Raw genomic sequence first — 23791 nt, forward strand, 5'->3', positions numbered from 1 at the left:
GAAATTTAAAAATACAAGTGAATTTTTATTGCAATAGGCTGTTTTTTATGCTTTTACAAATTGAGGTTGGTTTTTATGTGAAAAGCAAAAAAAAAGTGTCTTAAACTTAAGTTTAAGACACTTTTTTCATTCGAGCATGAATTTAATTTTTGGTTTTATCCGGATATTCCGGAGTGGCGAGCGACTTCGGCGGATTTTCTTCAAGCTGTTGTAAGATGATCTCGATCGCTTTTTCTAACTGCGGATCTTTACCGGCGATCACGTCCTTTGGAGTTTGCTCCACTTCAACATCTGGTGGTGTTCCTACGTTTTCAATTCCGAAGCCTTCTTCATTATAAAAGGCCACGTTAGGCGCAGTGACATAACCGCCATCTATAAATTCAGGATATCCTAAGACTCCCACGAGTCCGCCCCAGGTGCGTTTTCCTACCAGCGTTCCCAAGTTATTTCTTCGGAATAAATAGGGTAAATAATCTCCTCCTGAACCTGCCGTTTCATCAATAAGCATCACCTTAGGTCCCTGAATAGAAGCGCTTGGTGCTTTCATATCCTTACCATATCTGAAATTCCAATAACTCTGCATCGGCTTGTTCAACAAGTCGATCACATAATCTGCCAGTTGACCACCACCATTAAAGCGCTCATCAACAATGATGGCCTTTTTATCTGCCTGCGGATAGAAATAGCGTTTAAAATACTCGTGGCCCGCTGTTGCTGTATTCGGTACATAGACATAAGCTACCTGGCCGTCTGTGGCTTCGTTCACTTTCTTGATATTGTCTTCTACCCAATCGCGATTACGCAACGCACGTTCTGAAGCGATCGTGGTTACTTCTTCGTTATGGGCGTTGCTTCCATTGGCATTGCTAGACAAGGTAAGGGTCACAATAGCTCCGGCTTTATTTTCAAAAAAGCGGTAGAGGTTATCTTCACCGGTTACTTCTTTTCCGTTTACCTTAATGATATAATCGCCTTCGCTGGCATTTACACCGGGTTCGGTAAGTGGGGAACGCAGATCTGGATTCCAATTGAGACCACCGTAGATTTTAGTGATCTGGTAACGGTTGTTCTTGATCTCAAAATCAGCACCCAGTAAGCCACCGTTGATGTTCTCTTTTTCTACGCGAGAATCGCCTCGGTAATCAAAGCGATGATGCCCAACTGAAAGCTCGGCAAACATCCAACTCATCACGCGGTAGAGATCACTTTTTGCAGGAACATCAGGAAGGAATACGCTGTATTTTTCTTTCATCGCATCCCAGTCTACACCGTGCATTCCCGGGTCGTAGAAGTAATCGCGGTTTACGCGCCAGGCTTCATTGAATATGTTTTCCCATTCTTGTTTAGGGTCGATCTTAACCTTGATCGCATCAAAAGCCAACGGACCTAAATCTGATTTTTTCCCGGTGTCAGAAACAAACCAGCTTCCATTAGCGTAATAAAACATTTTCTCTCCGTTCGCAGAAATTTCAAAAGCATCCACTTCAAAAAGTTCTTCGTCTTTTTGTTCGCCTAAATTGTACACATGCAGCATCGCAGGAGCATCATAGGAAGGATATGAAATGTAATACAGCATCCCTTCTTTAGGAGCAGCAAGCGACATAAAATTTCCTGTGCCTACCGGTACCGAAACCATACGATCCATAATACCGTCCCAGTCAATTTCTAAAGCGGACACACCTTCTTCTTTCTTATCTTCTTTTTGTGCTTCTTCAGCTTCGGCGATTTTTTCAACATCATTTTCTTTGGCAAAGGGCGACTTTACCTCCTTTTGAAGCGTAATTAAATACAGCGCATTTGATGAAGTCATATCTTGATTAGACTGGTCAAACCAATTCACTACCGGGCCGGCATCGGTAGAAGCAGTGAGGTACAGGTACTTTCCGCTAGGGTCAAAGGTAGGTTCGGTTACATTAGACAAGCCGTCTGAAATGGGATAGGATTTGTTTTCGCTAAGCGAATACACATACGCCTGTTCAAAGTTGGTATTGGTGATCAAGGTGTAGGCGAGCCAATTTCCGTCTGCAGACCAGCTTCCGAATAAATCCCTATAATCCCCCGGTTGATACAATACATCCTGAGCCACTTTTTGGGTTTTTCCTGTTGCTACCGTAGTGATGTATAAGTTTCTACCGTTATCAACGTAAGCGATTTTCTTACTATCGGGAGACCAGTGTAGGTGCGCATAAAATCCGGTGCCATCAAGCGCGATCGCTTTGGCAGCATCGGTGCTGTTTTGATCTTTTATATGCAGCGCATACTCGCCGCTGGCATCAGAAAAATAAGCAATATGCTTGCTGTCTGGCGACCATGCTGGGAAGGTCTCGTGAACTCCGGGAGTTTGAGTAAGATTTACCATATCACCCTTTTCTGAAGGAAGCGTTACAATTTCTCCTCTAAAATCGGCCACCACACGCGCTCCTGAAGGTGAAATACCACCGCTACGCACGTAATAACTCCCGCTTACAAAGCGTGGACGTAGCTCTAATAAATCAGTAGCAATTCCTATTTTAAGCTTGGTAAGCTGCTGGTTTGAAGGGTTGAAGCTATGCAGATAACCGGCTTGCTCTAAAATCAACATCCCATCGCTGCTTGCTTCTAAATCTTCCAGGCCAAAATCTTGAAAGTCGGTCAACTTACTCACTTGTTTTGAAGCCAGATCATAAGCGTAGAGGTTGAATTCCCCATCGCGGTCACTTCTAAAATACACGCTATTTCCTATAAATTCCGGTTGTGCATCGTTGCTTCCTGCTGCCGGTTTTGGGATTTCTACCACTTCTTGGGTTGCGGTGTCGTAGATGTAAATACGGGTTTGTGTTCCGCCACGGTAATGTTTCCATTGGTTGAAACGATCAGGAATTGGCGTATATGCGATGTATTTTCCATCTTCAGAATAACTCGCCCAATATGCATTTGGGATCTCCAATTCGGAAACCGGGCCACCACTCAAAGGCACCGTAAACAGCGAAGTATACCGATTGGTGAACAAGGTGCGCTGCGAGGCGAAAACCACACTTTTTCCGTCTGGCGTAAAATCTCGAGCAATATCCGGATAAGGGTGGAAGGTCAAGCGGGTAGGGACTCCACCGGTTACCGGCATGCTGAAAATATCCATATTGCCATCATACTCTGCACTGAAGGCGATGGTTTTTCCGTCTGGTGAGAATATGGGATTTGATTCTACACCTTCATCAATAGTCAATCTGCGGGGTTGTGAACCATCGCGATTGGCCACCCAGAGATCTTCGGCATAGATAAATGCGATATGCGTGTTGCTAATTGCCGGCGCATCCATAAGTCGGGTGTCGGTCTGATTGATTTGTGCCATTGCGGTAACAGAAAGCGTAGCTGCAATAAGGCTTAACATGTGATTATTGATTTTCATATTTTGACTGATTTTCTAAAAATTCTGGATTGATTATTCTTTTACTACTCTAAAGCCTACGTGTTCACTCTTTACGGGTTTTTGATCGTAAGGATCTGCGAAATCATACGCACTATAATCATAAGTTCCTGTGTTGCTGTATTCGGCAACATTTCCTCCCAAATCATAGAGTATTGCTTCGCCAACTTTTACACTTTTATTAGAACCCACCGGCTTTAAAAGAGAATAGGTTAAACTGTTTACTTTTTGACTTAGCATCGCAGCATCATCAGCGGTAAGATCGTATCCTGCCCAAGTATTCAGGTTGTTTTGTCCTTTGGCGCTTTCGGCTGCTTTTTGCTGAAGTTTTTCAGCTTCTTTAGCATTGGGAAGGCGATAGGTTTTTCCGGTTTGTGCTGAAAGCCAAGTTACATAGTCTTCGGCTTCTGTTTTGGAAACTACAGCCGGATAATTGTCTTTTCCGGCATCAAAAGAGAAAGCTTCTTTGAATGTCTTAAACTGTGCATTAGTAACTTCAAAACGACCTAAACTGATGGAATCTTCTTTCACCTGAACGGTTTCGGGAATCAGTATTCCTTTATTTAAAACTCCATATAATCCGTTCTGTTGTTTCGCTTCTTCAAGCTTGAAAATTTCCGCCAGCGGACTGTCCTCTTTAAAGGCTTCGTTTTCTGTAGGTTTTTTATCAAAAAGATAGGTGTCGATCCAGGCGATCTCTTCTTTCATTTTGCGCAGCTGATGCGTGATCTTTCCTAAACCGTGAGGTTGCCCCGGGAACCATAAAAATTTCACCGGCGTTTTGCCCACCTGCTGTAAGCCGCGGTAATACTCCCAACCCTGATCGCGAGGTACTGCGCGGTCTTCGCTTCCGTGGAAAATTATGGTTGGGGTTTTAATTTTTTCAATCTCAAAAAGTGGCGATTTGATGAGGTAATTCTCGTTATAGGTTTTGCCGTTGGTATCGTCCCAAGGCGCACCGCCAAAATAACTCTGGTCAAAACTCACCCCAAACTGGCAGGTTCCAAAATCTGAGGTCCAGTTCACATCGCCGGCACCGGGAGCCGCGACCTTAAACATATCAGGATATTTGACCGTAAGCATTGTCGTTAGGATCGCCCCGTTAGACCAACCCATAGTTCCCATTTGATCGCGATCTACTTTCCCTTCAGCAACGAGTTTATCGATTCCCTTGGTGATATCTTCTAGCTCCGGTTCGTAATAATTGCCCTTGATCGCCTCGACATATTCTAAACCATGATTGCTTGAGCCGTGATAATTGGGCATCAAGACAAACATATTCTTCTGCGTTAGGATCGATGGATAATATGCCCAACTGCCCGACCATTCGTCGGTATCCTGACTTGACGGCCCACCATGAATATTGAGCATTAATGGATATTTTTTCCCTTCCTCATAATCGTTAGGATAGTATAAAATTCCGGTTACTTCATCACCGTTATAGCCCGTCCAGGTCATGATTTCGCTTTTCGGCATATATTTCTTTTCAAGCTTTTTATTGAGCGCGATAAAGGTTTCCTCGTTACTTACTTTATTTTTTTTAAGGTCTGCAACGAAGTACAGCGGAAGTTTTGAAGCGGTAGAGTAGGTGTAAACGATTTTTGAAGCATCGTCTGCAATTGCATTGAGACTTACGTGCTCGTTCTTGTCATCAAAATCCATTTCAGAACGCGACCAGCTCGTCCCTTTTTTGGTGTAATAGGCCAACTTCATTGTGGCTTTGTTGGCCAGGGAAACGATCACGTCATTCCCGGCCACTGTATAGCCGCCGCCAATACCAAGTTCCCAATCCAGATCTACCTTAGTCGCTTTTGCTGAAGCGATATCATAATAGTATAATTCTATAATCCCGGCGCCATTCCATTCGGGGTCTGAAGAAAATCCGGTGCCGAAATAAAATCCGCTATCATCTGCAGAGAATTGTACACTGTAAATAGGAAATTCAAAGTCTTTTAAGATCTGCTTTTTGTCGCCTGTTTTAAGGTCAACAAGATAGCTGAAGGGATCTTTCTGCGCATCGGCGCCGTAACTTAAACTGCGGGTGATGCTGTAGTACAGCCAGTTTCCGTCGTGCGAAAGTTGGTAGCCACGTATGGGTTTTGTGTTGTCGGTAATTCGAGTGATCTTTTTGTCTTTAAGATCAAAAGCATAAATATGACTCGGTTGCCAGTGGAGTGAATCTTCAATCACCTGCACATTGTCTTCTTTTTCTTCGGCTTCCACATCGTAGAGCGTTTTTCCATTTTTAGAGGTGAAGAATAAGGTGTTTCTATCTTTAAGCTGAATGCTTGAAATCCCGTTATCAAACTCATGTATTTCTTCGGCTTCGCCCCCGTAAAGGCTAAGTTTCCAAAGTTTTTTGCCTTTATCGCGCGAACTCAAAAAATAAAGCGCCTTGCTGTCTTTTGAAAAAATAGGACTGTAGTCATTCTCGTCGCCTTGTGTGAGTTGCGTAGTAAGGAACTTACCGTCTTCTTGAATACCCAAACGTGTCAAATAAAGATTAGCAACAAAGCGATCTTTTTTCTTTACCGCTTTACTTTTACTCCAGACCACCATATTTCCGTCTGGTGAAAATACCGGAGCGCGCATCGACTCGGTGTAAACAATGTCTTCAGGCGTCCAGGCTTTGGGATCTTTGGTGTCACTTTGAGCAAAGGACTTAGCACCAATTAAGAAACTGATAATGAAAACGAAAGCGTATTTTTTATTCATGTATTTATACTGCTGGGATTGAACAAAATAAGTGCTTCAAGTTACTAAAAACTTGTATGCTAAGCCTTTAAAATCGTGTACAACCCATAAAAAAGTCCGTTGAATGCGTTTTTCAACGGACTTTTATCTCTTAAATAAAACAGTGTCAGTGTACTGAAATGCTTCTGAAAATGGTTGAGTTAATTTTCAGGTTCTTGATTTTTTAAGATTTCCTGTTCTGCTTCGATCGTTTTCAATTGTGTTTTGATCTGGTTTAAACGTGCAGCGATCTCTTCGTTATTGGCTTCCATATCCAGCAGTTGCTGCTCCATTTGTGCTACAGAAATACTGTCTGACATAAAGTAGTCTTTGAGTTCTGCGTGACTTTCAATAATTCCTTTCAGCTTTGCTAAGGTTTCATTTTGCTGCTTTAGCAACATCTGATGTTTTTGAACATCTGCCATCGCCACAGAATCTGTCTCCTCTACATCTTTTAATTTTTCACTTAAGGTGCGGGTATCGGCTCTTACCGCTTCGTGAGAAACCACCATCGCCTCGTGTACCACTTCTAGACTATCTGTGTGCATCACAAACTCAAGATAATCATCGTGTAAGGCTTTGCGGGTGTCATCACAAGAGGTAAAGAGTATTGTAGCAAAAACGCTTAATACAAGGTATTTTTTCATAATAAATGATCCTTTATTTTACGATTAAAGGTACTCCAGAAAACACCGTATTTGCTGTTAAATAATCGTTAGAATTTAGGTGGAGCGTTTTTGGGTAGGATCCTAAAAAAAATCCGCTGCAGCTTAAGCGTAGCGGATTTTTTAAAATATAAACCGAATGTTTATTGGCAGCGCCAAAAGGTTTACTACTTTGAGGCTTGCCCTATAGTTTACTCTGACTTTGGTTTTGAGTTGAAACGTTTGTTAGGCCTTCCCGCGGTTTGCTTTTTAGGTCTGTTGCTGCTATTTTTATTAGTGTTTCGATTCCTGTTACGGTTGCGGTTTCTAGAGCGATTACGGTTGTTGCGTTTGGGTTGCTCTTGCTCGTTGTTTGCAGCAAGCTGGCCCGCTTCTGAAGCTTCATCGCTTAAAAACGGATGTTCTTCAATCACGTGTATTTTTTGCTTGATGAGCTTTTCAATATCCTTTAAATATGCGCGTTCATCTGTAGCACAGAATGAAATTGCTATACCGCTGGCTTTAGCGCGTCCGGTACGACCAATGCGATGCACATACGTTTCAGGCACATTAGGCAGATCGTATTGAATAACGAGCTCAAGTTCTGAAACGTCGATTCCTCGTGCTGCAATATCGGTAGCGACCAGTACGTGAAGCTTCCCTTCTTTAAAGGCATTGAGCGCTTTTTGACGCGCAGCTTGCGACTTATTCCCGTGAATGGCTGCAGCCTGAATGCCGGCTTTATCCAGCACCTTTACGATCTTATTGGCACCGTGTTTCGTACGCGAAAACACGAGCAAGGTTTCGGGCTTCTCGGTATCGATAAGGTGCTTCAGTAATTTTGCTTTATTCTTTTTACTTACAAAATATACCGCCTGATCTACGCGCTCTGCAGTCGGTTTTTCTGGAGCGATGCTTACTTTTTCAAAATCGCCCAAAATAAGCTTAGAAAGATCGATGATCTCTTTAGGCATCGTGGCCGAAAAGAAAAGCGATTGCCTTTTGTGCGGTACGAGTTTGAGTATTTTTTTAATATCGTGAATAAAGCCCATATCAAGCATTTGATCGGCTTCATCAAGCACCAAATATTCAATAGTGCCCAGATCTATAAATCCTTGTTTTACCAGGTCTAATAAGCGTCCCGGCGTAGCGGTAAGCACATCAACACCCTTACGCATCGCTTGTACCTGCGACGCTTGTTTGACTCCGCCAAAGATCACGGTACTTTGGATTCCTGTGTATTTGCTGTATTCTTTTACGTTGTCTTCAATTTGAATCGCGAGTTCGCGTGTAGGCGTCACGATGAGTGCTTTAAGCTTGCGCTTTCCTTTGCCTGAACCAACCTTGTCATAAATCTGTTGAAGAATAGGAATGGTAAAAGCAGCTGTTTTACCCGTACCGGTCTGTGCAGATCCCAGAAGATCTTTTCCTTTTAAAAGTATTGGAATCGCTTGTCGCTGAATTGGAGTAGGGTGGGTGTATCCTTTATCGGCTAAAGCCTTGAGGATAGGGTCAATTAGACCTAATTCTTTAAATGTCATATAGTATAATAAGCAGCAAAGATAGGGTTTATCTTGTTGCTCTATGGAAATTTGAAATTTAAATACATCCTCAGCCAGTAAATCTATCTTGATTAGTTTGAATATCGGAGATTGGGCTCGATTTAATAAAAAAGAGCTTTAGCATTGTGGTGTGGGATCCAGTTAAATGTGCTAAAGGCTGGTGATGCTAATCTTCTCGTTTACACTTATTTTTTCACCCCAATAGGTATAACTCCAAAAATGACCGTTGTTGAGTTTTGGATTATTCCTAAGCGTACTTAGTTGAATATAAGTAGGTCTAAGTTTGGTAAAGTCAATCGCATTACCGGGAGTGGGATCAAAACGTATCCAGCCATATTCTTTGATATAAGCCTCAGGCCATGAGTGTAAAGGTGTGTTATTATAATCAGCTTTATATCCATCTATTACACGGGCTGGAATTCCATTAATACGGCATAGAGCTACAAAAAGATCTGTAAATTCAGTACAGTCGCCTTCTTTTTGACGCAAAGCTTTTGCAGCGCCAATGTCTGCCGTATTAAAGCCTCCATATTTTAGCTTTTTTGATACAAATTGATAAATATTTTTCACTGTTCCCAAAGTGTCATTATCTTTTAATTTCTGAGCTGTGGAAGCAATTAAGGGATCTGATAATTCAATAAAACGTTCTTCGATCAAGAAGGAATCTAAAGGTGTAGATTGTTTTAGTTCTAGTTTGTTGGGATGTGCTAGATCAGTTTCTTCAAGAGCAATTGTATACTTAATTTTTAGCGAAATGGGCTTGTGTATACCGGTAAAGAGAAAATTTGCATACCTGCTATCTCCCTCTTCAATAATTGATGTGGGTGCAATAGAATATTTGATGTTCTTTATCTTTTGGATGTTGGGGATATCCCTTGGGACCAGACATCTAAATTTTATTTTTTTAGTCTTTGCTGAAGGTGTAATCATATAGGCGATCTCTACTTTTTGGGTGGAAGAGGTTTGAGCAAAGGCCCTACCGTGAAAAAGAATTAGAGATAAGATAAGTGCATATTTTAGAATAGTCATAAGCTGGCGTATTACTTTTAAATATAATTAAAACAAATAAGGTTTTACCTTTTTGCTTTAAAATGTATTGCGATCCCGATGATTGCTAATACTTGAATCACAACCGAAAGCCAAGAGCCTTCAAAGCCGAAAGCTCCGCCGTTTAAGGAACTGTCGGTATTGATCTTAAATTGAACTACCGAATAAAATCCCTGACCGCTCACGTTGAAACCAAAAACCGATTGGAAGAAATTCCAGCTGAAATGCAAAGCAATGGGAAACCAAAGGTTTTTAGTATGCACATACGAAAGCCCTAAAAGAATCCCTGCAAGAAATATGTTGAAAAGCGCAAACATACTTGCATTAGGATTGAAGGCATGCATCAAGGCAAAGACCAGCGAACTCCCCAAAAGTGCAATGTATTTATTCATAGAAAGCATCAGGTTACGCAGGATGTAGCCTCTAAAAAGCATTTCTTCTATAAAGGCCACCAAAATAAAAAACACAACAGATTTAAGTAATTGCATTCCGTCAAACCGGATACGAACAAAACTGATCTCGTTCAAGCCAAGTAAAACCGAATATCCAGTAAGCATAATTAATAGTCCTAGAACCAAACCAAAGCCAATCTCCTTAGACCTGTGGCTAATGGAAAAGCCTAAAGCCTTAAAAGGTTTCTTATCTACAAAGGTCATGAACAGAAACAGAACGACACAGGTACCAATAAGGTCAAAGCTTTTAATGATGAGTCGCTGGTCAAAATCACGAGGCGCGGAGCTTTCCACATTCATCCCGGCAATGAGCATCCCGGTATATTGAAACAGCCCAACCACCACCAGATACGGAATGATGAAGGCTAAGATGTTCAACCAACCTTTGTGGGAGTAGTTTTGTTCTTGCATCAAGAATTCGGTATTAAAGGTCAAGCCTAAGACAATCAAGATCTATAATGCCAGATTTACTCATAGTATGTGATGTCCCGCGTAGTTTTTGAGACGATCGTATCGTTCTTGTAGTTTGTTTTTTCGGTCCAGTTCGCGTGGGTGTCGTAGGTGTATTGGGTGGTAAAAATATCCTTTTTAGGATCAGAATTAAAATTACTTGCGTGATAGGTGATGTCTCCGTGGGTGTTGTATTTCTGTATGATTATCGCATAGTTCTCAGCGCCTTTGGGCATTATGATTTCCTGCTGTAGTTTGCCATTAGGATGATAGGTATAGGTAATTTCAGTATAGACGCTGTCTGAAGTTTTATTACGTTCTTCACGGCTAAGCTGATCATCTTTATAAAAGAAGTGATTGGTATAGTGAAGTGTATCTCCGGTGTCTTTGAAATCGGTAATTACTTCCTTCACTTTTTGTCCGTTCTCGTTAAAGGTTCTGGAAATAAACTTATCAGGATGCGTTTCAGTATAATAGCTTTCTTCTCTGGTCAGATTGCCTTGCGTGTCGTAGGTCATTTTATACAGGGAAGCTACAGTATCATCCTGAATCACTTGCTTCAGAATAGGACGATTTTTAGCGTCTCGTTGCGTGTAATACGTCCATTGGTTGAATCCGTTATCAACTTCCATCTGTGTTAAACTATCTACTTCATTATACGTGTAAGCATAATTTGTTATAATAGGTTCCTTGTAATGACGGGTTTCCTTTCGGGCAGCGAGTAGCCCTTTTGCATTATAGGTGTAGTCATTGGTGGCAAATGGAGTAGGGTTGCCTCTAAATTCATGTGATAGTGTGAGGTATCCCGCTTCATTAAACTCCATATGTCTTGTTTTTACCGGTTCCAGCATTTGAGTTGCTTCAGGATTTGCCGGCTGTATTGTAAAACTGGTTATCGTTTTTACCTGAGCCTGGAGTGCCAAAAGCTGCAAATCTGTTTTTTTGTTTTGCTTTTCGGGAGTTTCGGTGTTTGTACAACTCCAGACAAATATACAACTGAGTAAGAAGGTTTTAATTTTAATGTTCATCACAAGGTAGTTTCTGATCTGGCTATAAATATATTCAAACTTGATGAGGATTACTTTTTAAAGGACTTCAGTTTTCAGCTTCTTTTTAGTATTGCATAGGTCTCAATTTGTACCTAGGAATGAATCGCTTATGCTTTCTAGCGTTTGATCTTGAGTAGGGTTTTGTAGCTGAGACAACGCCAAAACCATTCTAAAGGTCCGTATTTAAAATAGCTAAGCCAAAGTTTACTGAAGAATACTTGTACTATAAATACACTCACAGCGAGCAATGCTACTTGTGTTGGACTTAACTGCTCATACCAACCTAATCCCACTGAAGAAAACAGGAATAAGCCTATAGCGCTCTGTAAAATATAATTGGTTAAGGCCATTTGGCCGACGTACTTCAGCGGGTGCAGTAGTTTTTGAAAAGGCGTCATGTACCACAGCCAACCTAAAACCCATAAATAAAACAGGCCCATAGCCACGTCGCAAATCACCATCATTTTGATAAATGCTGAACGGAAGCCTTCGGTTTTATAGAGATCTAAAGAAGTGAACAGCGTAAGAAAAAGGATTCTATAGACATTGGTAATTACAGCAATAAGGAGCGCCGGTTTTTTGAGCTTCAGTATAAAGGATTTCAGATCATAAACCAGCTTGTTCTTACCTAAGTACACGCCTAGAAGGAACATCGCCAATGCAATAGGTGCCAGAAAACCATAAAGCATCGGGAGATTTACCACGTATTCTCGCAAGCGCAATACGAGCCCTTGGGTGTACGCGCCTTCTGTAATGATTTGATTGATGCGCTCACCGTCAAAACCCTCGAGGTAAACATAAGGATCAAAATGAATGCTGTTGAATAACCACCCCAACAGAAGATCGTAAAACGGAAAACAAAGCAAGAGCAGCGAGGACCAGAGCAAAACCTTATTAGAAGCTTTTATGCATACTACCGCAAACATCCCGAGCAGGGCGTAAAGGTGTATGACATCGCCAGACCACAAAAAAATGATGTGTGCTGCTCCAAATAGAAAAAGAAAACCCATTCTACGGCCTAGAAAGCCTGCAACCGGTTGATGTTCTTGACGGCGTTTGAGGATTTGCATCGCGATCCCCAAACCAAAAAGCAAGGAGAAAATAGGAAAGAACTTGGTGTAGAAAAACAACTGCAAAAGCTGCTGTGTACCACGATCATACCAACTCGTAAACTGAGCAAGATAAGCGTCTTGATTCACAAATGTGGAATGCATAATGACACTGTTCACCACAAAAATCCCAAATACCGCAAAACCACGATATACATCGAGCAGGTCTATACGGGATTTAGGTTTGACAGGAGTAAGGCTCAAATTTAAAAGGGCATATTTAAGTCTTAAAAGTACAGGTTTTAATTTGAAGTTTTCTTTTTCAAAATCTTGACAATACGACTATACATCACTTCTGAAAGATTCCAGTTATAGCCTTCAAAATCTACGGTATTGGTGAACTGAATGACCACCGCATCCAGCTCGTTGTGATACTTGGCAATACTCTGATACCCCGGAATCAATCCTGTATGCTCAAATTTATAAATAGAGGAATATAAGGCTTTTTCTTCAGCATCTTTAAAAGCCGATCCGTCATTGAGGGCACGTATAAAGTTACCTAAATCCTGCGCGGTAGCCAGCATAAGATCGTTGTCATCGGTTTTTAGATCTTGTTCATAGCCTACATAATAACCGCTCATCACGCGGTCGAGCTCCACATCGTGTATAGAACCATAGGTGTTGTTGAGGTTTAAAGGCTCAAGAATTTCCTTTTTTATGGTGTAAAAAGAAGTTTGACCTGTTACTTTTTTAATGAGTTCGTGAAGCAGCAAATAATTGGTGTTGCTGTATGCGTATTGGGTATCGGGAGCAAAAGCTGCCGGTTGGTCTAATATTAAAGCCAGCCGCTCTTCGTTATTGTCTTTAGGATTTGCCCAATACATATAGGTATCTGTGAAATTAGGAATACCACTACGATGTTTTACCATCATGCTTAGCGTTATTTGATCTGCATATTCAATACGATCTGCCAACTCGGGGAAGTAGTGTGCAAGCGTCTGGTCAAGGTCCAGTTTTCCGCTACTCACAAGTTTAGTAACAGCCAAAGCCGTATACAATTTACTTACACTGGCAATCTTAAACAGCGCATCGGGGCGTGCCGGTTCTTGAGTTTCTCTGCTGTGCGTACCGGCGGTATACCAGGCTGGGGCTTTTCCTGCTTGATCTACATAAACGATAATACCATCAAAACCATAGTCTGGCGCTTTATCAACTTGTTCCTGAATCGTGTCTGGCAAAGGTTTGATCCACGCCGTAACAATAGGCCAGGGGACAAAGTATAACGAAATGAGCGTTGCTGTAAAAAGTAAAATTCTGATGATGGTTGTTGTACGCTTTGAAGCCATTGGGTTAAGTCTTGTTATAGCCTATAAGTTTATAAACGGAAGAATTTGTTACACGTGGCGGGTGTTGTTTTTCTTTAAGATAACTCTTTGATACTTAGATAAAAGTGTGCTTGTTGTTTTGAGCTTCTAATGCGGAAGCTACTACTACACGTATTTGAAGAGCTTCTATTTATTCATATTGAAGCATTAATTGTTATATTTACTTATGAATATTAACAGAAATTATGATTAAAAAACTACTAATTCTATTGATTGTTTGCCAAAGCCTCAATGTTTTTGGCCAAGAGAAAATTTGGGAGGAGACCCCGGCACAGAAAAAAGAGCGTATGCAGTGGTGGACCGATGCCCGTTTTGGGATGTTCATTCACTTTGGGTTATACTCTCAGGCGGCACGTCACGAGTGGGTGATGCGCAAAGAAAAAATGAGTGTTGAAGAATATGAGAAGTATTTTGAGCTTTTCAATCCTGATTTGTATGATCCTAAGGTTTGGGCTAAAAAGGCAAAAGCTGCCGGTATGAAATATGCCGTGATTACTACAAAACATCACGAAGGCTTCACACTTTTTGATTCTGAATATACCGATTATAAGATTACCAATACCCCATACGGGAAAGACGCGATTCAAGAGTGGGTAGATGCATTTAGAGCAGAAGGTCTAAAAGTGGGCTTTTATTATTCGTTGCTAGACTGGCATCATCCGGAGTATACCATAGATCGTAACCATCCGCTAAGTCCGGAAAATGAAGAAGACTATGCAAAACTCAATAAGGGTCGCGATATGGACATCTACAGGGAATATTTGAAAAATCACGTACGAGAGATCCTTACCAAGTATGGAAAGATCGATCTGCTGTGGCTCGATTATTCATTCCCTAATCCGCATGGGAAGTTTGCCGAAGATTGGGATTCTGCCGGACTGATGAAAATGGTGCGTGAGCTTCAGCCTGAGATCATTGTGAATGACCGTGCGGATCTCAAAGAATATGAAGGCGGTTGGGACTTTACCACGCCAGAGCAGTTTACTGTAGAGAAGTGGTTGGAGTATAACGGGGAGCGCGTTGCTTGGGAAACCTGCCAAACCTTCTCCGGGTCTTGGGGGTATTACCGCGATGAATACACCTGGAAAAACAAACGGCAGTTGCTTACCTTATTGATCGAGTCGGTAAGCAAAGGCGGAAACGTACTGCTTAATGTAGGACCCACGGGGCGTGGAGCTTTTGATCCTCGAGTAGATAAAGCTTTAGCCGAAATGGGGGAGTGGATGGCCTATAACAGCCGTGCTATTTATGAGTGTACTCAAGCTCCCGAAGGATTTACGGCACCACCTAATACCGTGTTAACCTACAATCCTAAAAGTAAGCGATTGTATCTGCACTTGCTTAACTATCCTACAAAGAATCTCTTATTGAAGGATTTTAAGTACAAGATCAAATATGCACAGTTTTTACACGATGCTTCAGAAATCGAACTGACCGAGCCTTACAGTCATTGGATGATCGAGCAAGAGTTTGGTGAGAATGATATCAACCTCGTACTGCCGGTAACCAAACCCGATGTGGAGATCCCGGTGATCGAGCTCTTTCTAAAATAATTTAGAACGAAGAAAATCCGTGGTCTAAGATCACGGATTTTTTATTGGCGCCGCCAAAGGGTTTAATACTCCCAGGCTTGCCCTAAGGTAGTTTACTTGAATTCAAGAGCACAGGAAAGTAGTTTTATTAATTTAAGCTTTACTGATACAGCACATACCGAGGCGGTTGGATTTTGTTGAGGCGCATATTAACAAGCATTTGCGCCCTATGGTGTGTGATGTGATCTGCAAGTAAGAGTAAAATTTGTCGTTTCGTTCGGTTTGCTCCAAAGTAGTCCAGTCTTTCATCAAGAATATCGAGATCTAGGTTAGCAATGAAATGGATGGTGGTATCAAAAGTCTCTGCGATCGTAGCGATCATTTCTTTTTTTGATTTGTTGTCAACTTTCAGTGTGGTGTCGGTGTTCCAATCGCGTGCCTTGCGGCCACCAATTAAAGATTGACTATGCCAGTCCATCGCCCAAGCTATATGCATCAAATGCTCTTCAAAACTCATAGATTCTGCAGTTGCTCTGAATTTGTATTGCGCTTCGGGCATCGTTTCGGCTACAAGAATTAAGTAGGCCTTTGATTGTTCTAGCCGCTCTATATACTCCTTTATAAACACATTTTCCTGCGCACTTACCGGTTGCATACAAGCAGATAGGATAAAAACGGCAATTAGTATTAAGGTATACTTGATGTTTTTCATGAGTTTTGATTATCAATTTAAAGATTTGCCTCAGAGTCCTCTTGCACCGCTTCTTTTTTAATACCGTAACGTATAAACAACAGGACAATGATGGGGACGAGAATTAACCCACTTGTAAAATTGAGCAATGAAGCCCAATCGGTTAATTCCGTTTCACCTTTTGAAAGGAAAACGAGTTCGCCTAAGGGACCTTTAGAGAATAGGGTATTGTAAGTGACATTCCATCCCAAATGTAAGCCGAAACCTAACAGCATTGATCTGGTTTTTGCAAATGCCCAAGCCCAGGCATATCCCATCAATCCGGTTCCGATAAAAACGAAAAGCATTGCTATTAGATTTCCAAACACTCCGTAGGAGAACCAGTGATATATGCCAAAGGCGATTGCAGAAATTAGGATACTTTTCTTGGAGCCTATTTTTTGGATAAGCAGGTATAACAGGGCTCCGCGAAATAAGAGTTCTTCAGTCAATACCGATTTAAAATCCCACCACAAGGATTTTAGGACAATGCCAGAAGTGATCTTTTCATTCAAGATCCAAGACGAGCTTTTTAGATAGGCTTCTAAATACTGTACAAGCACGCAAAGTATCGCGGTAACCAAAAAACCTAAGCCCAATTGTTTTAAACGTTTACCCGGCGGAAGCACGCCCAATGCCAGAATGCTCTTTTTTTTCAACAAGATAGAGCAACAACCAAGAAATGCTAATTAAGACTAAAATTCCTATCATCTACTTCATCTTGGAGATTAAATGCGTGTGGCTTTTTTTGGTATTGTTTATTTATTAAAAGTAGCTGAAGAAAGGGAGTGATGCAACTAGATGTTAGGAGGAGAACTAGTTTTTAATTTTTTACAGGAATATTAAAATAAGTGCTAGTTTTTTGACCATTAAGCTCAAAACTCAACTTGATATCCAAGGTATCTGAGATCAAGTGATGCCTTTCTATATTTATTTCAGTTTGAGTGACTTCATTCTTTATTCTCAGAAGCTTTATTCCTGCTCCGTAGATCGAAACTGTTTCTGGTTCAATATTTTTCCATTCAAAATCTACTCTGATAGGAGTATTATAAGTCAGATAGTCATTTCCATTCAAGATTTTTAATTGCACGCTACTTTCTTCTATCTCATAAATGAATTTTGAAGTTTTTTTTATCGATTCCGTACAGGAATTCAGGCTCAGAATGAAAAGTCCTAATAGGAAAGTTTGATTAATCATCTTGAGGTTTTGCATATTGTGCACAACGGTTTTACAAAAAAATCCAACTAGTCCCGAAGCATCGGGATTTCGCCCGACTTAAAGATAGTAAAGTTGCCCAAATAAACTATGAGGAATTCAGCCGCAATGAGCTATACACTGTGTTGAACTAAACCTAAAGGTAGCTTCAAGAGTTGTCTAAATCTCTATTCACTACCTTTAGGATATATAAATCTAATAGTTAGCAAATTATGAAAAAAAAGTAGTACTCTGATTGAACGTGCTTGTGAATGTGTTCCGGAATTTCAGGAATTGTATCTCAAACTAAAACGTTCTGTTGAACTATCGGGCAAAAGCCAAAGTACCTTAACTAATTATGCCCGCTGTCTTTCACACATAGCCCTGCATTTTAAGTGTAGTCCACTGGATCTGGATGAAGAACAGGTGCTGGATTATCTACACGTTTTAAAATCTCGCAACAAGACTCCTTCGAGCAGCTTTTTTAAACATACCGTTTATGGCTTGAGATATGCTTACAGGATATCTAACCGTAAAGAAATGCAGTTGATGCTCCCCTCCATTGAGCGTCCCAAAAAGCTTCCGGTTGTCTTAAGCTTTAGGGAGGTAAAGCGACTCTTAAAAGCTCCAAAGTTATTAAAGCACCGTCTGGTCTTGGCACTGCTTTATGGTTGCGGTCTTCGGTGTTTTGAACTGTGTAACCTGCAGTTAAAAGATCTGGACTTTGACCGGATGATGCTCCACATCCGCCAGGGAAAAGGCAGGAAAGACCGGTATGTACCCTTGTCAAAGATGCAGATCCGCGGACTTCAAACCTACCTTAGGGCAGAACAGCCTTCCATCTGGTGCTTTACCGGTAATAATAGCGAAGGTAAAGCTGTCCCGCTTTCTACTCAAGGGGTGCGTTGGATCGTAAGTGAAGCCCGTAAGCATAGCGGCATAAGAAAACAAGTGACCACCCACAGCCTGCGCCACAGTTATGCTACCCACCTTCTGGAGATGGGTCTTGATATTATGAGTGTAAAGGATCTTTTAGGGCACGCAGACATCCAGACCACCCTAACGTATTTACACGTGGCTCAACTGGGCAGGCAAAAGTCCTTCAGTCCGCTTGATAAACTCTATAAACAAGACTGATGGCAAGGGCTACGTATGAGGTAGCTCAGGTATTAAATCGCAATACACAAGACTTAGCTGGCTGTTGTGCCACTAGCTGGCAGTTAAGAACTTTATACGCCTTGCGTAAATGCCGCACGGCTGCCCTGGGCGGTCACATTGACCGCTGCACCAATACCTCTTGCAATATCTTACACCTGAGTTATAACAGTTGTCGTAACCGGCATTGTCCCAAGTGCCAGGGGCACAAAAGGGAGCAATGGATTAGAGCACGGGAAGAAGAACTCTTGAATGTGCCTTACTTCCACGTGGTCTTTACCCTGCCTTGTGAGCTCAACCGCCTGTGCCTGTATGAGCCCAGACTCTTGTATGACTTGCTGTTCAAAACCGCTTGGGAGGTTATAACAGGGTTTGCTTCCAATCCTAAGTTTTTAGGGGCTAGTCCCGGAATGATCGCCATCCTGCATACCTGGGGACAGAACCTGTCCTTGCATCCGCACCTGCATTGTATTGTGCCCGGTGGAGGGATCACCAAAAGTGGTAAATGGAAGTCTGCCAAGAGCAAAGGGAAACCTGGCTGCCGTAAGGCACGCTACCTCTTCCCGGTCAAGGCTATGAGCAGGGTGTTCCGAGCGCGTTTTGTAGCAGGATTGCGTAAAAAACTTAAAACAGAACAACCACAGGACTTGTACCAAAACCTATTCAAAAAGGAATGGGTGGTCTATTGCAAGCGTCCGTTTTTAGGACCGCCTCAGGTGGTTGAATATCTGGGGCGCTATACCCATAAGATTGCCATTAGCAACCACCGCATCAAAAATCTGGATGACAGTGGGGTGGTGTTTTCGGTGAAGGATTACCGCCACGGGGGAAAGAAATCTCTGATGCACTTAAGCGACAGCGAGTTTATCAGACGCTTTACCTTGCACATTCTTCCTAAAGGTTTTGTGCGCATCCGTCATTACGGAATCTTAAGCGCTTACCATAAACGGGAAAGTCTTGACCACTTGCATAAAACTTTAGGGAAGGTACAGCTCCAAGAAAAACCGTCGCTGCAACACCGAATATGCCCAACCTGTAAAAAAGGAACACTAATAACCCTTGAAACCTTTACCGCACGGGGACCTCCGCCATACTGGATCAAAAAACTTAAAAAATATACTAAAGCACAGTAAAAAAACGCCCTTTGGAGGGGTTAGGGAGTTCTATGTCCTAAACAGACTAAAAGTGAACAAAAACACACCAAAAAGCACGGACTTCAAGAACTTCTAACAAGTGACACACATATCTTCAAGCGTATCAAGACTAAAAGTGTACACAACATACTCGATACTTACCTCTAAACCCTACCCAAAAACAAACTAAAACCCATAGTAGGCTGACCGACAGAGAACCGGTTCAGTCAACACGGCGTTCATGCTAGGTCGTACCGACCACACGAACGCTAGTTATTGGCAACAGTATTTTATTCTATTATTACTTCAAAATATTTCATTTCGTATTTAAATGTGCTGTCAATACTTAAAATCTCTCCTCTATATTCTAAAGAATCATAAGGTGTCATTTCCACAATTTTAATTTCGAGAGTTAACTTTCTTCTATTTTCACCTACGATTACTCCTTCAATTAAATATTTATAATCTTCTTCCGTGCAATTCTTACAAGGTGAATAATAAGTATTAATTTTCTTTTTTGATGTATCTAATCCAAATGGTATTTTTAAACTATCACCTATTTCTAAATCTTTAAAATCGTTTTTATTTTCTTTCGCTTGTTTCTTTAAAAGTTTAGCTATTCTGTCAAGTTCAGGTTTATACGGTTCAAAATTTCGGTTGACACAAGGTTTGTCTGTTTTAAACAGTCCCTTTTTGAAAGCCTGAAAATGTAATTCGGTTAATTTATCAAATCTTTTTTTCCGAAGGCGGTCGATTTTTTTTGATGACATAAAATCGTAAGTATATTCGAAGAACAATATTATTTCTGGGGTTTTACAATCATTCGGAATCGTGATTGTTGCCCATTCATAACCAAGTCCAGCAAATATTATCTTTTCCGTTTCTTTTGGTAATTCAATTTCAAAGTAACCATCTAGGTCAGCTTTTCCAATTTCGGTTGTGTCTTTATCATAAATCGTAACTAATGGTGCAATTTCCAAATTTTCATCAACAACTCTTCCGCTCAAAGTCCGTTGTCCAAAAGCGGAAAAAATACAGAAAAATAATAGTATGGAATAAGTTATGTTAAAGTTCAATGTCGTTTTTCAATATTGTTGCCAACGGCTCGGGTATGAAATGTAGGCATTTAGAAACACTTAACTGTCAGCCCGAAACCGAGCTTACTAAGACCCCAAAACTTGCGGAAAGCACTGTCCGCCCTATGTTTTATAACCATTGTTGCCACACGTTTTTTATTTTTCAATTAGTTTAAATATGTCAGTTTCGAAACTGTCCGACTTTGTTCCAATTGTTGCTTGTTGGTACTTAAATTTATTTCCTTCATTATCGTTCGCACTTCCCAATTGCCAATTATGAACATAAATCTTTGTGCTGTCAGGAAAAGGCTTATAATATGGAAAGGACTCAATTCTAACTCTTTGTCCATTGTCGGTTAGATAATAGTATTCACCAAAATTCGCTGTCTCACCTTTGAGTTTAAACTGTGTTTTTAGAATTCCGTTTTGTGGAATAAGATATAAACGTTTACTATTTTCATATTTCTTTTCAGTCCCATTTTCTTGTCCATAAATGACGACTATTGTCCCTTTGAAGTGTGCTGGAATGATAAAGATATCATCAGAGGCCTTAGTCATCTCAATGAATATGAAAAATGCCACTATTGGTGAAATCCCTATTAAAGTCTGCCAAATTTTAAATCTGGGTAGTCTTTTAGTCAGTCCGTTGATTAGTAAAAGAAAAATTCCGATTCCAATTGAAAGGAAGTATAGATATGTCGGCCACCAAGCACCAATAAACATCCAAATATTCATCACAAGTCCAAAGACTATGTAAAGAAGACCGATTATTCCGAGTGGTGTCTTTAGGTTTTTCATTCAAATGCGTGGCAACGGTTTCGATTATCGCAAGTAGCGGAGTAAGAGACACGGATTTGTCAGCTTAACCTTTTCTTGCTTTGATTCTAAAATTACACTTTTTTATCTAAAAGCCGCTATTTGCGATTAATCGTTGTTAGGCAAAGTATGAGTTATTCCTCATAATCTTCTGGTTTCAAAATAATATGGATATCTCTTCTTTTCTCCCAATTTGATTTTTCCAGTTGATGTCTTTCGTAATAATTTTGGATTCTTTCTTCTAAATTAAGGCAGAGATTTTTTAGATCCTTAATTACATTATTTAGCTCTGCTTTGATTACTTTTTTACCATTCACTGTATGCAGGGCAATATTATTGATTTTTTTATCGAATTGAGTAGTGTCAGGAACTATCCGATCCATTTCAGTTATTCTGGCTACGCCACTTATAAAATAATGAAGCTTATGTTTCTCAGTTTTGTTATTAAAATAGAACCACGATATAATTCCAAAAAAAGGTGTGTTCTTTTTTAATACTGCTGTATTTCTAACTCCTAAGTGCTGAAATGTGTTTCTAAAGTCTTTTAAATTATATAAGTTCCCTAAAATCTCTTTTTTATTTTCCCACGGGAGTTGGTATAATAAATCATTTATCCTATTCGCATAATCGATTATTGTCCAAGCGTTGTGAAAAGAATTTGAAACATTTCTCTTATTTGTGTCCGATGCTTTTTCCAATTCCGCGACTAATTTTTTGAAACTATCATCTATAATTTCTAGAGAAAATCTAACTGCATCAAAAATTAGAAATTCTTTCAGTTGAAATTCTTTCGGAAGATTATATAAAATTGATGTTGATTCTAGGATTGTCTTATACTGAAATAGGTTGACCTTTTTTGGTTTACTATTTTAATTTAGGTGGTTACTAATATCGGCATTTTTCTATACTGTTTGTAACTGTGGTTTTGATAGATGTGAGCAAAGTCTGGTGTTTTAAATTCCAGACTGTAATGCATTCGCTTTGAATTGTAGATCAGCACCGCTTTTTTGACCATCTTCTTGGCTAATTTCAAGTTTACGATTGTCTTACCCAATCCAAATTCTTGTTTTAATATTCCGTTAATTCTTTCGGCCACAGCATTTTCATAGGGATCGTACTGCTGAGTCATACTAATCTGGATGCCATTGATTTCTGCAAAACCAGTATAGTTAGGATTGCAGTATTGCAAGCCACGATCAGAGTGATGAATGAGCTTCTGATGACTATACTTTCGCTGATGGATCGCCATTTTCAGCGCATCTATGCAAAGGCTTGTTTTCATATGATCATCAATTTTGTAACCCATTATTTTTTTAGAATACGCATCTGTAACCAGTGCCAGATAAGCATTAGCCCCCTCAATCTTGATATAGGTGATATCGCTAACCCACAACTGCTCTGCAGCTGTAGGAATAAAGTTTTTAATAAGATTGGGGTATTTATAAAAATGATGTTTTGAGTCTGTTGTGATGTGTGCTCTTTTGGTTCTAGGCACAAGCAACCGATGTCTTCTTAGAAACTGATAAAAGCGATCTCTGCCTATTTTAATGTTTTTTTGAACCAATACCGGTTTGATAGCTTTATAAAGCTTTAAACCGCCTGTTTTGGGCATTTCTTTTCGTATGTTTTCAACAAGATCTAGAATCACCTGTTCTTGAAGGTTGGATGCTCTAAAAGTGGACAGACGCTTGTAAAAGGCTTGTTTGGATATCCCGAAGCATTGATAGACCCATTTCATTTTAAAAGGTCTCTTTTGCGTTTTTCGATTTCTTTGGCTAATGCTTCGGGCAAATGCTTTTTTGCCAGGTCCAGTCCTGAAAGGTTCTCTAGGTTAGCGATGTAATCCCTCTGGAACTCCTTAATAAACTCCAGTTCTTCGATCTTTTCCTTTAATTTTTTGATTTCATCTTGTTTACTCATACCTCGTTTCTTTTGTTCTAAGGTACTGTATTTTTTTAGCCAATAGTCAATGGAAGATCTTGAAACGTTATAAGATTTAGCCGCATAGTTAACGGAGATCTGACCATTTTGAATTTGGTCAATGATCATTAATTTAAGTTCAAAACTTACTTTTTGGTATTCTTTTTTTGGGCAGGGAGGTTTGTTCTCTTTCATCTTAATCCTGAATTAAATGATTGATTTTTGGTCAACCTATTTCAGGAAATGACATCTTTCAGCCTTGCTGGTAACGGTCTCGGCTATGAATAGTTGCGTGAGTTAGCACTTAACTTTGCAAGTACACACCAAACTGAAAATCCTCGCGGATTTTCAGAAGTAGGCGAGAACAAGCAATTACTTATAGCCATCTTAAGTTTGATTCTGTTTAAATTATAGCATTAATCAGAAAGAACAAAAGAGCAGGTTAAGGTTACTATAGCCG

Annotated in this window: 20 protein-coding genes; 3 read left to right on the forward strand and 17 right to left on the reverse strand. The window is 40.4% G+C overall.

Annotation, left to right across the window (positions count from 1 at the left end; all coding sequences use genetic code 11):
• Nucleotides 1-142 precede the first annotated feature (142 nt).
• The 9 genes from WA338_RS12815 to WA338_RS12855 form a co-directional block, all read right to left on the reverse strand.
• The gene (locus WA338_RS12815; protein ID WP_336093619.1) at nucleotides 143-3385 is read right to left on the reverse strand and encodes a S41 family peptidase; all 3243 of its coding nucleotides are present in this window, start codon (nucleotides 3383-3385) and stop codon (nucleotides 143-145) included.
• Between the two features lie 33 nt (nucleotides 3386-3418).
• Complete coding sequence (locus tag WA338_RS12820; RefSeq protein WP_009780818.1) at nucleotides 3419-6118, reverse strand: prolyl oligopeptidase family serine peptidase; 2700 nt, start codon at nucleotides 6116-6118, stop codon at nucleotides 3419-3421.
• A 179-nt stretch (nucleotides 6119-6297) separates the two neighbouring features.
• Nucleotides 6298-6783, reverse strand: coding sequence for a hypothetical protein (locus WA338_RS12825; protein WP_009780817.1), 486 nt, complete (start codon nucleotides 6781-6783; stop codon nucleotides 6298-6300).
• Between the two features lie 209 nt (nucleotides 6784-6992).
• Nucleotides 6993-8321, reverse strand: coding sequence for a DEAD/DEAH box helicase (locus tag WA338_RS12830; RefSeq protein ID WP_009780816.1), 1329 nt, complete (start codon nucleotides 8319-8321; stop codon nucleotides 6993-6995).
• 171 nt (nucleotides 8322-8492) lie between these two features.
• The gene (locus WA338_RS12835; protein ID WP_009780815.1) at nucleotides 8493-9371 is read right to left on the reverse strand and encodes a transglutaminase-like domain-containing protein; all 879 of its coding nucleotides are present in this window, start codon (nucleotides 9369-9371) and stop codon (nucleotides 8493-8495) included.
• A gap of 44 nt (nucleotides 9372-9415) precedes the next feature.
• On the reverse strand, nucleotides 9416-10291 hold the full coding sequence (locus WA338_RS12840; protein ID WP_009780814.1) for a CPBP family intramembrane glutamic endopeptidase: 876 nt from the start codon (nucleotides 10289-10291) through the stop codon (nucleotides 9416-9418).
• A 17-nt stretch (nucleotides 10292-10308) separates the two neighbouring features.
• Complete coding sequence (locus WA338_RS12845; RefSeq protein ID WP_272985711.1) at nucleotides 10309-11319, reverse strand: hypothetical protein; 1011 nt, start codon at nucleotides 11317-11319, stop codon at nucleotides 10309-10311.
• A 137-nt stretch (nucleotides 11320-11456) separates the two neighbouring features.
• Complete coding sequence (locus WA338_RS12850; RefSeq protein WP_009780812.1) at nucleotides 11457-12653, reverse strand: DUF418 domain-containing protein; 1197 nt, start codon at nucleotides 12651-12653, stop codon at nucleotides 11457-11459.
• Between the two features lie 38 nt (nucleotides 12654-12691).
• Complete coding sequence (locus WA338_RS12855) at nucleotides 12692-13735, reverse strand: serine hydrolase domain-containing protein (protein ID WP_009780811.1); 1044 nt, start codon at nucleotides 13733-13735, stop codon at nucleotides 12692-12694.
• Between the two features lie 224 nt (nucleotides 13736-13959).
• On the opposite strand from WA338_RS12855, the gene WA338_RS12860 reads away from it, so the two are divergent.
• Nucleotides 13960-15327, forward strand: a complete 1368-nt coding sequence (locus WA338_RS12860; RefSeq protein WP_040532794.1) for an alpha-L-fucosidase — start codon at nucleotides 13960-13962, stop codon at nucleotides 15325-15327.
• Between the two features lie 139 nt (nucleotides 15328-15466).
• Here WA338_RS12860 and WA338_RS12865 read toward each other — a convergent pair whose 3' ends face one another.
• The 3 genes from WA338_RS12865 to WA338_RS12875 form a co-directional block, all read right to left on the reverse strand.
• Nucleotides 15467-16018 carry a DinB family protein gene (locus WA338_RS12865; protein WP_009780809.1) on the reverse strand — a complete coding sequence of 184 codons (552 nt, stop codon included), beginning with the start codon at nucleotides 16016-16018 and terminating at the stop codon, nucleotides 15467-15469.
• Between the two features lie 17 nt (nucleotides 16019-16035).
• Nucleotides 16036-16695, reverse strand: coding sequence for a CPBP family intramembrane glutamic endopeptidase (locus WA338_RS12870; RefSeq protein ID WP_230199264.1), 660 nt, complete (start codon nucleotides 16693-16695; stop codon nucleotides 16036-16038).
• A 164-nt stretch (nucleotides 16696-16859) separates the two neighbouring features.
• The gene (locus WA338_RS12875) at nucleotides 16860-17249 is read right to left on the reverse strand and encodes a hypothetical protein (protein WP_009780807.1); all 390 of its coding nucleotides are present in this window, start codon (nucleotides 17247-17249) and stop codon (nucleotides 16860-16862) included.
• Between the two features lie 276 nt (nucleotides 17250-17525).
• On the opposite strand from WA338_RS12875, the gene WA338_RS12880 reads away from it, so the two are divergent.
• Together WA338_RS12880 and WA338_RS12885 are read left to right on the forward strand one after the other, a co-directional pair.
• On the forward strand, nucleotides 17526-18368 hold the full coding sequence (locus WA338_RS12880) for a tyrosine-type recombinase/integrase (protein ID WP_336093628.1): 843 nt from the start codon (nucleotides 17526-17528) through the stop codon (nucleotides 18366-18368).
• Complete coding sequence (locus WA338_RS12885) at nucleotides 18368-19519, forward strand: IS91 family transposase (protein ID WP_272985715.1); 1152 nt, start codon at nucleotides 18368-18370, stop codon at nucleotides 19517-19519. The genes WA338_RS12880 and WA338_RS12885 overlap by 1 nt, the downstream gene beginning before the upstream one ends.
• Before the next feature lie 290 nt (nucleotides 19520-19809).
• Here the strand turns inward: WA338_RS12885 and WA338_RS12890 are convergent, their stop codons facing one another.
• The 5 genes from WA338_RS12890 to WA338_RS12910 form a co-directional block, all read right to left on the reverse strand.
• Nucleotides 19810-20526, reverse strand: coding sequence for a carboxypeptidase-like regulatory domain-containing protein (locus tag WA338_RS12890; RefSeq protein WP_272985716.1), 717 nt, complete (start codon nucleotides 20524-20526; stop codon nucleotides 19810-19812).
• 225 nt (nucleotides 20527-20751) lie between these two features.
• Entirely contained in the window at nucleotides 20752-21393 is a 642-nt protein-coding gene (locus WA338_RS12895; protein WP_272985718.1) for a DUF6843 domain-containing protein, read from the reverse strand.
• 152 nt (nucleotides 21394-21545) lie between these two features.
• Nucleotides 21546-22109: a hypothetical protein gene (locus WA338_RS12900; RefSeq protein WP_272985720.1), complete on the reverse strand. Its 564-nt coding sequence runs from the start codon at nucleotides 22107-22109 to the stop codon at nucleotides 21546-21548.
• Between the two features lie 176 nt (nucleotides 22110-22285).
• On the reverse strand, nucleotides 22286-23149 hold the full coding sequence (locus WA338_RS12905) for an IS3 family transposase (protein WP_272985721.1): 864 nt from the start codon (nucleotides 23147-23149) through the stop codon (nucleotides 22286-22288).
• Entirely contained in the window at nucleotides 23146-23526 is a 381-nt protein-coding gene (locus WA338_RS12910) for a helix-turn-helix domain-containing protein (RefSeq protein ID WP_272985723.1), read from the reverse strand. The genes WA338_RS12905 and WA338_RS12910 overlap by 4 nt, the downstream gene beginning before the upstream one ends.
• Nucleotides 23527-23791 lie beyond the last annotated feature (265 nt).

Origin of the sequence: Leeuwenhoekiella sp. CH_XMU1409-2 (genome assembly GCF_037029365.1) — a bacterium.
GTDB classification, from domain to species: Bacteria; Bacteroidota; Bacteroidia; order Flavobacteriales; family Flavobacteriaceae; genus Leeuwenhoekiella; species Leeuwenhoekiella blandensis.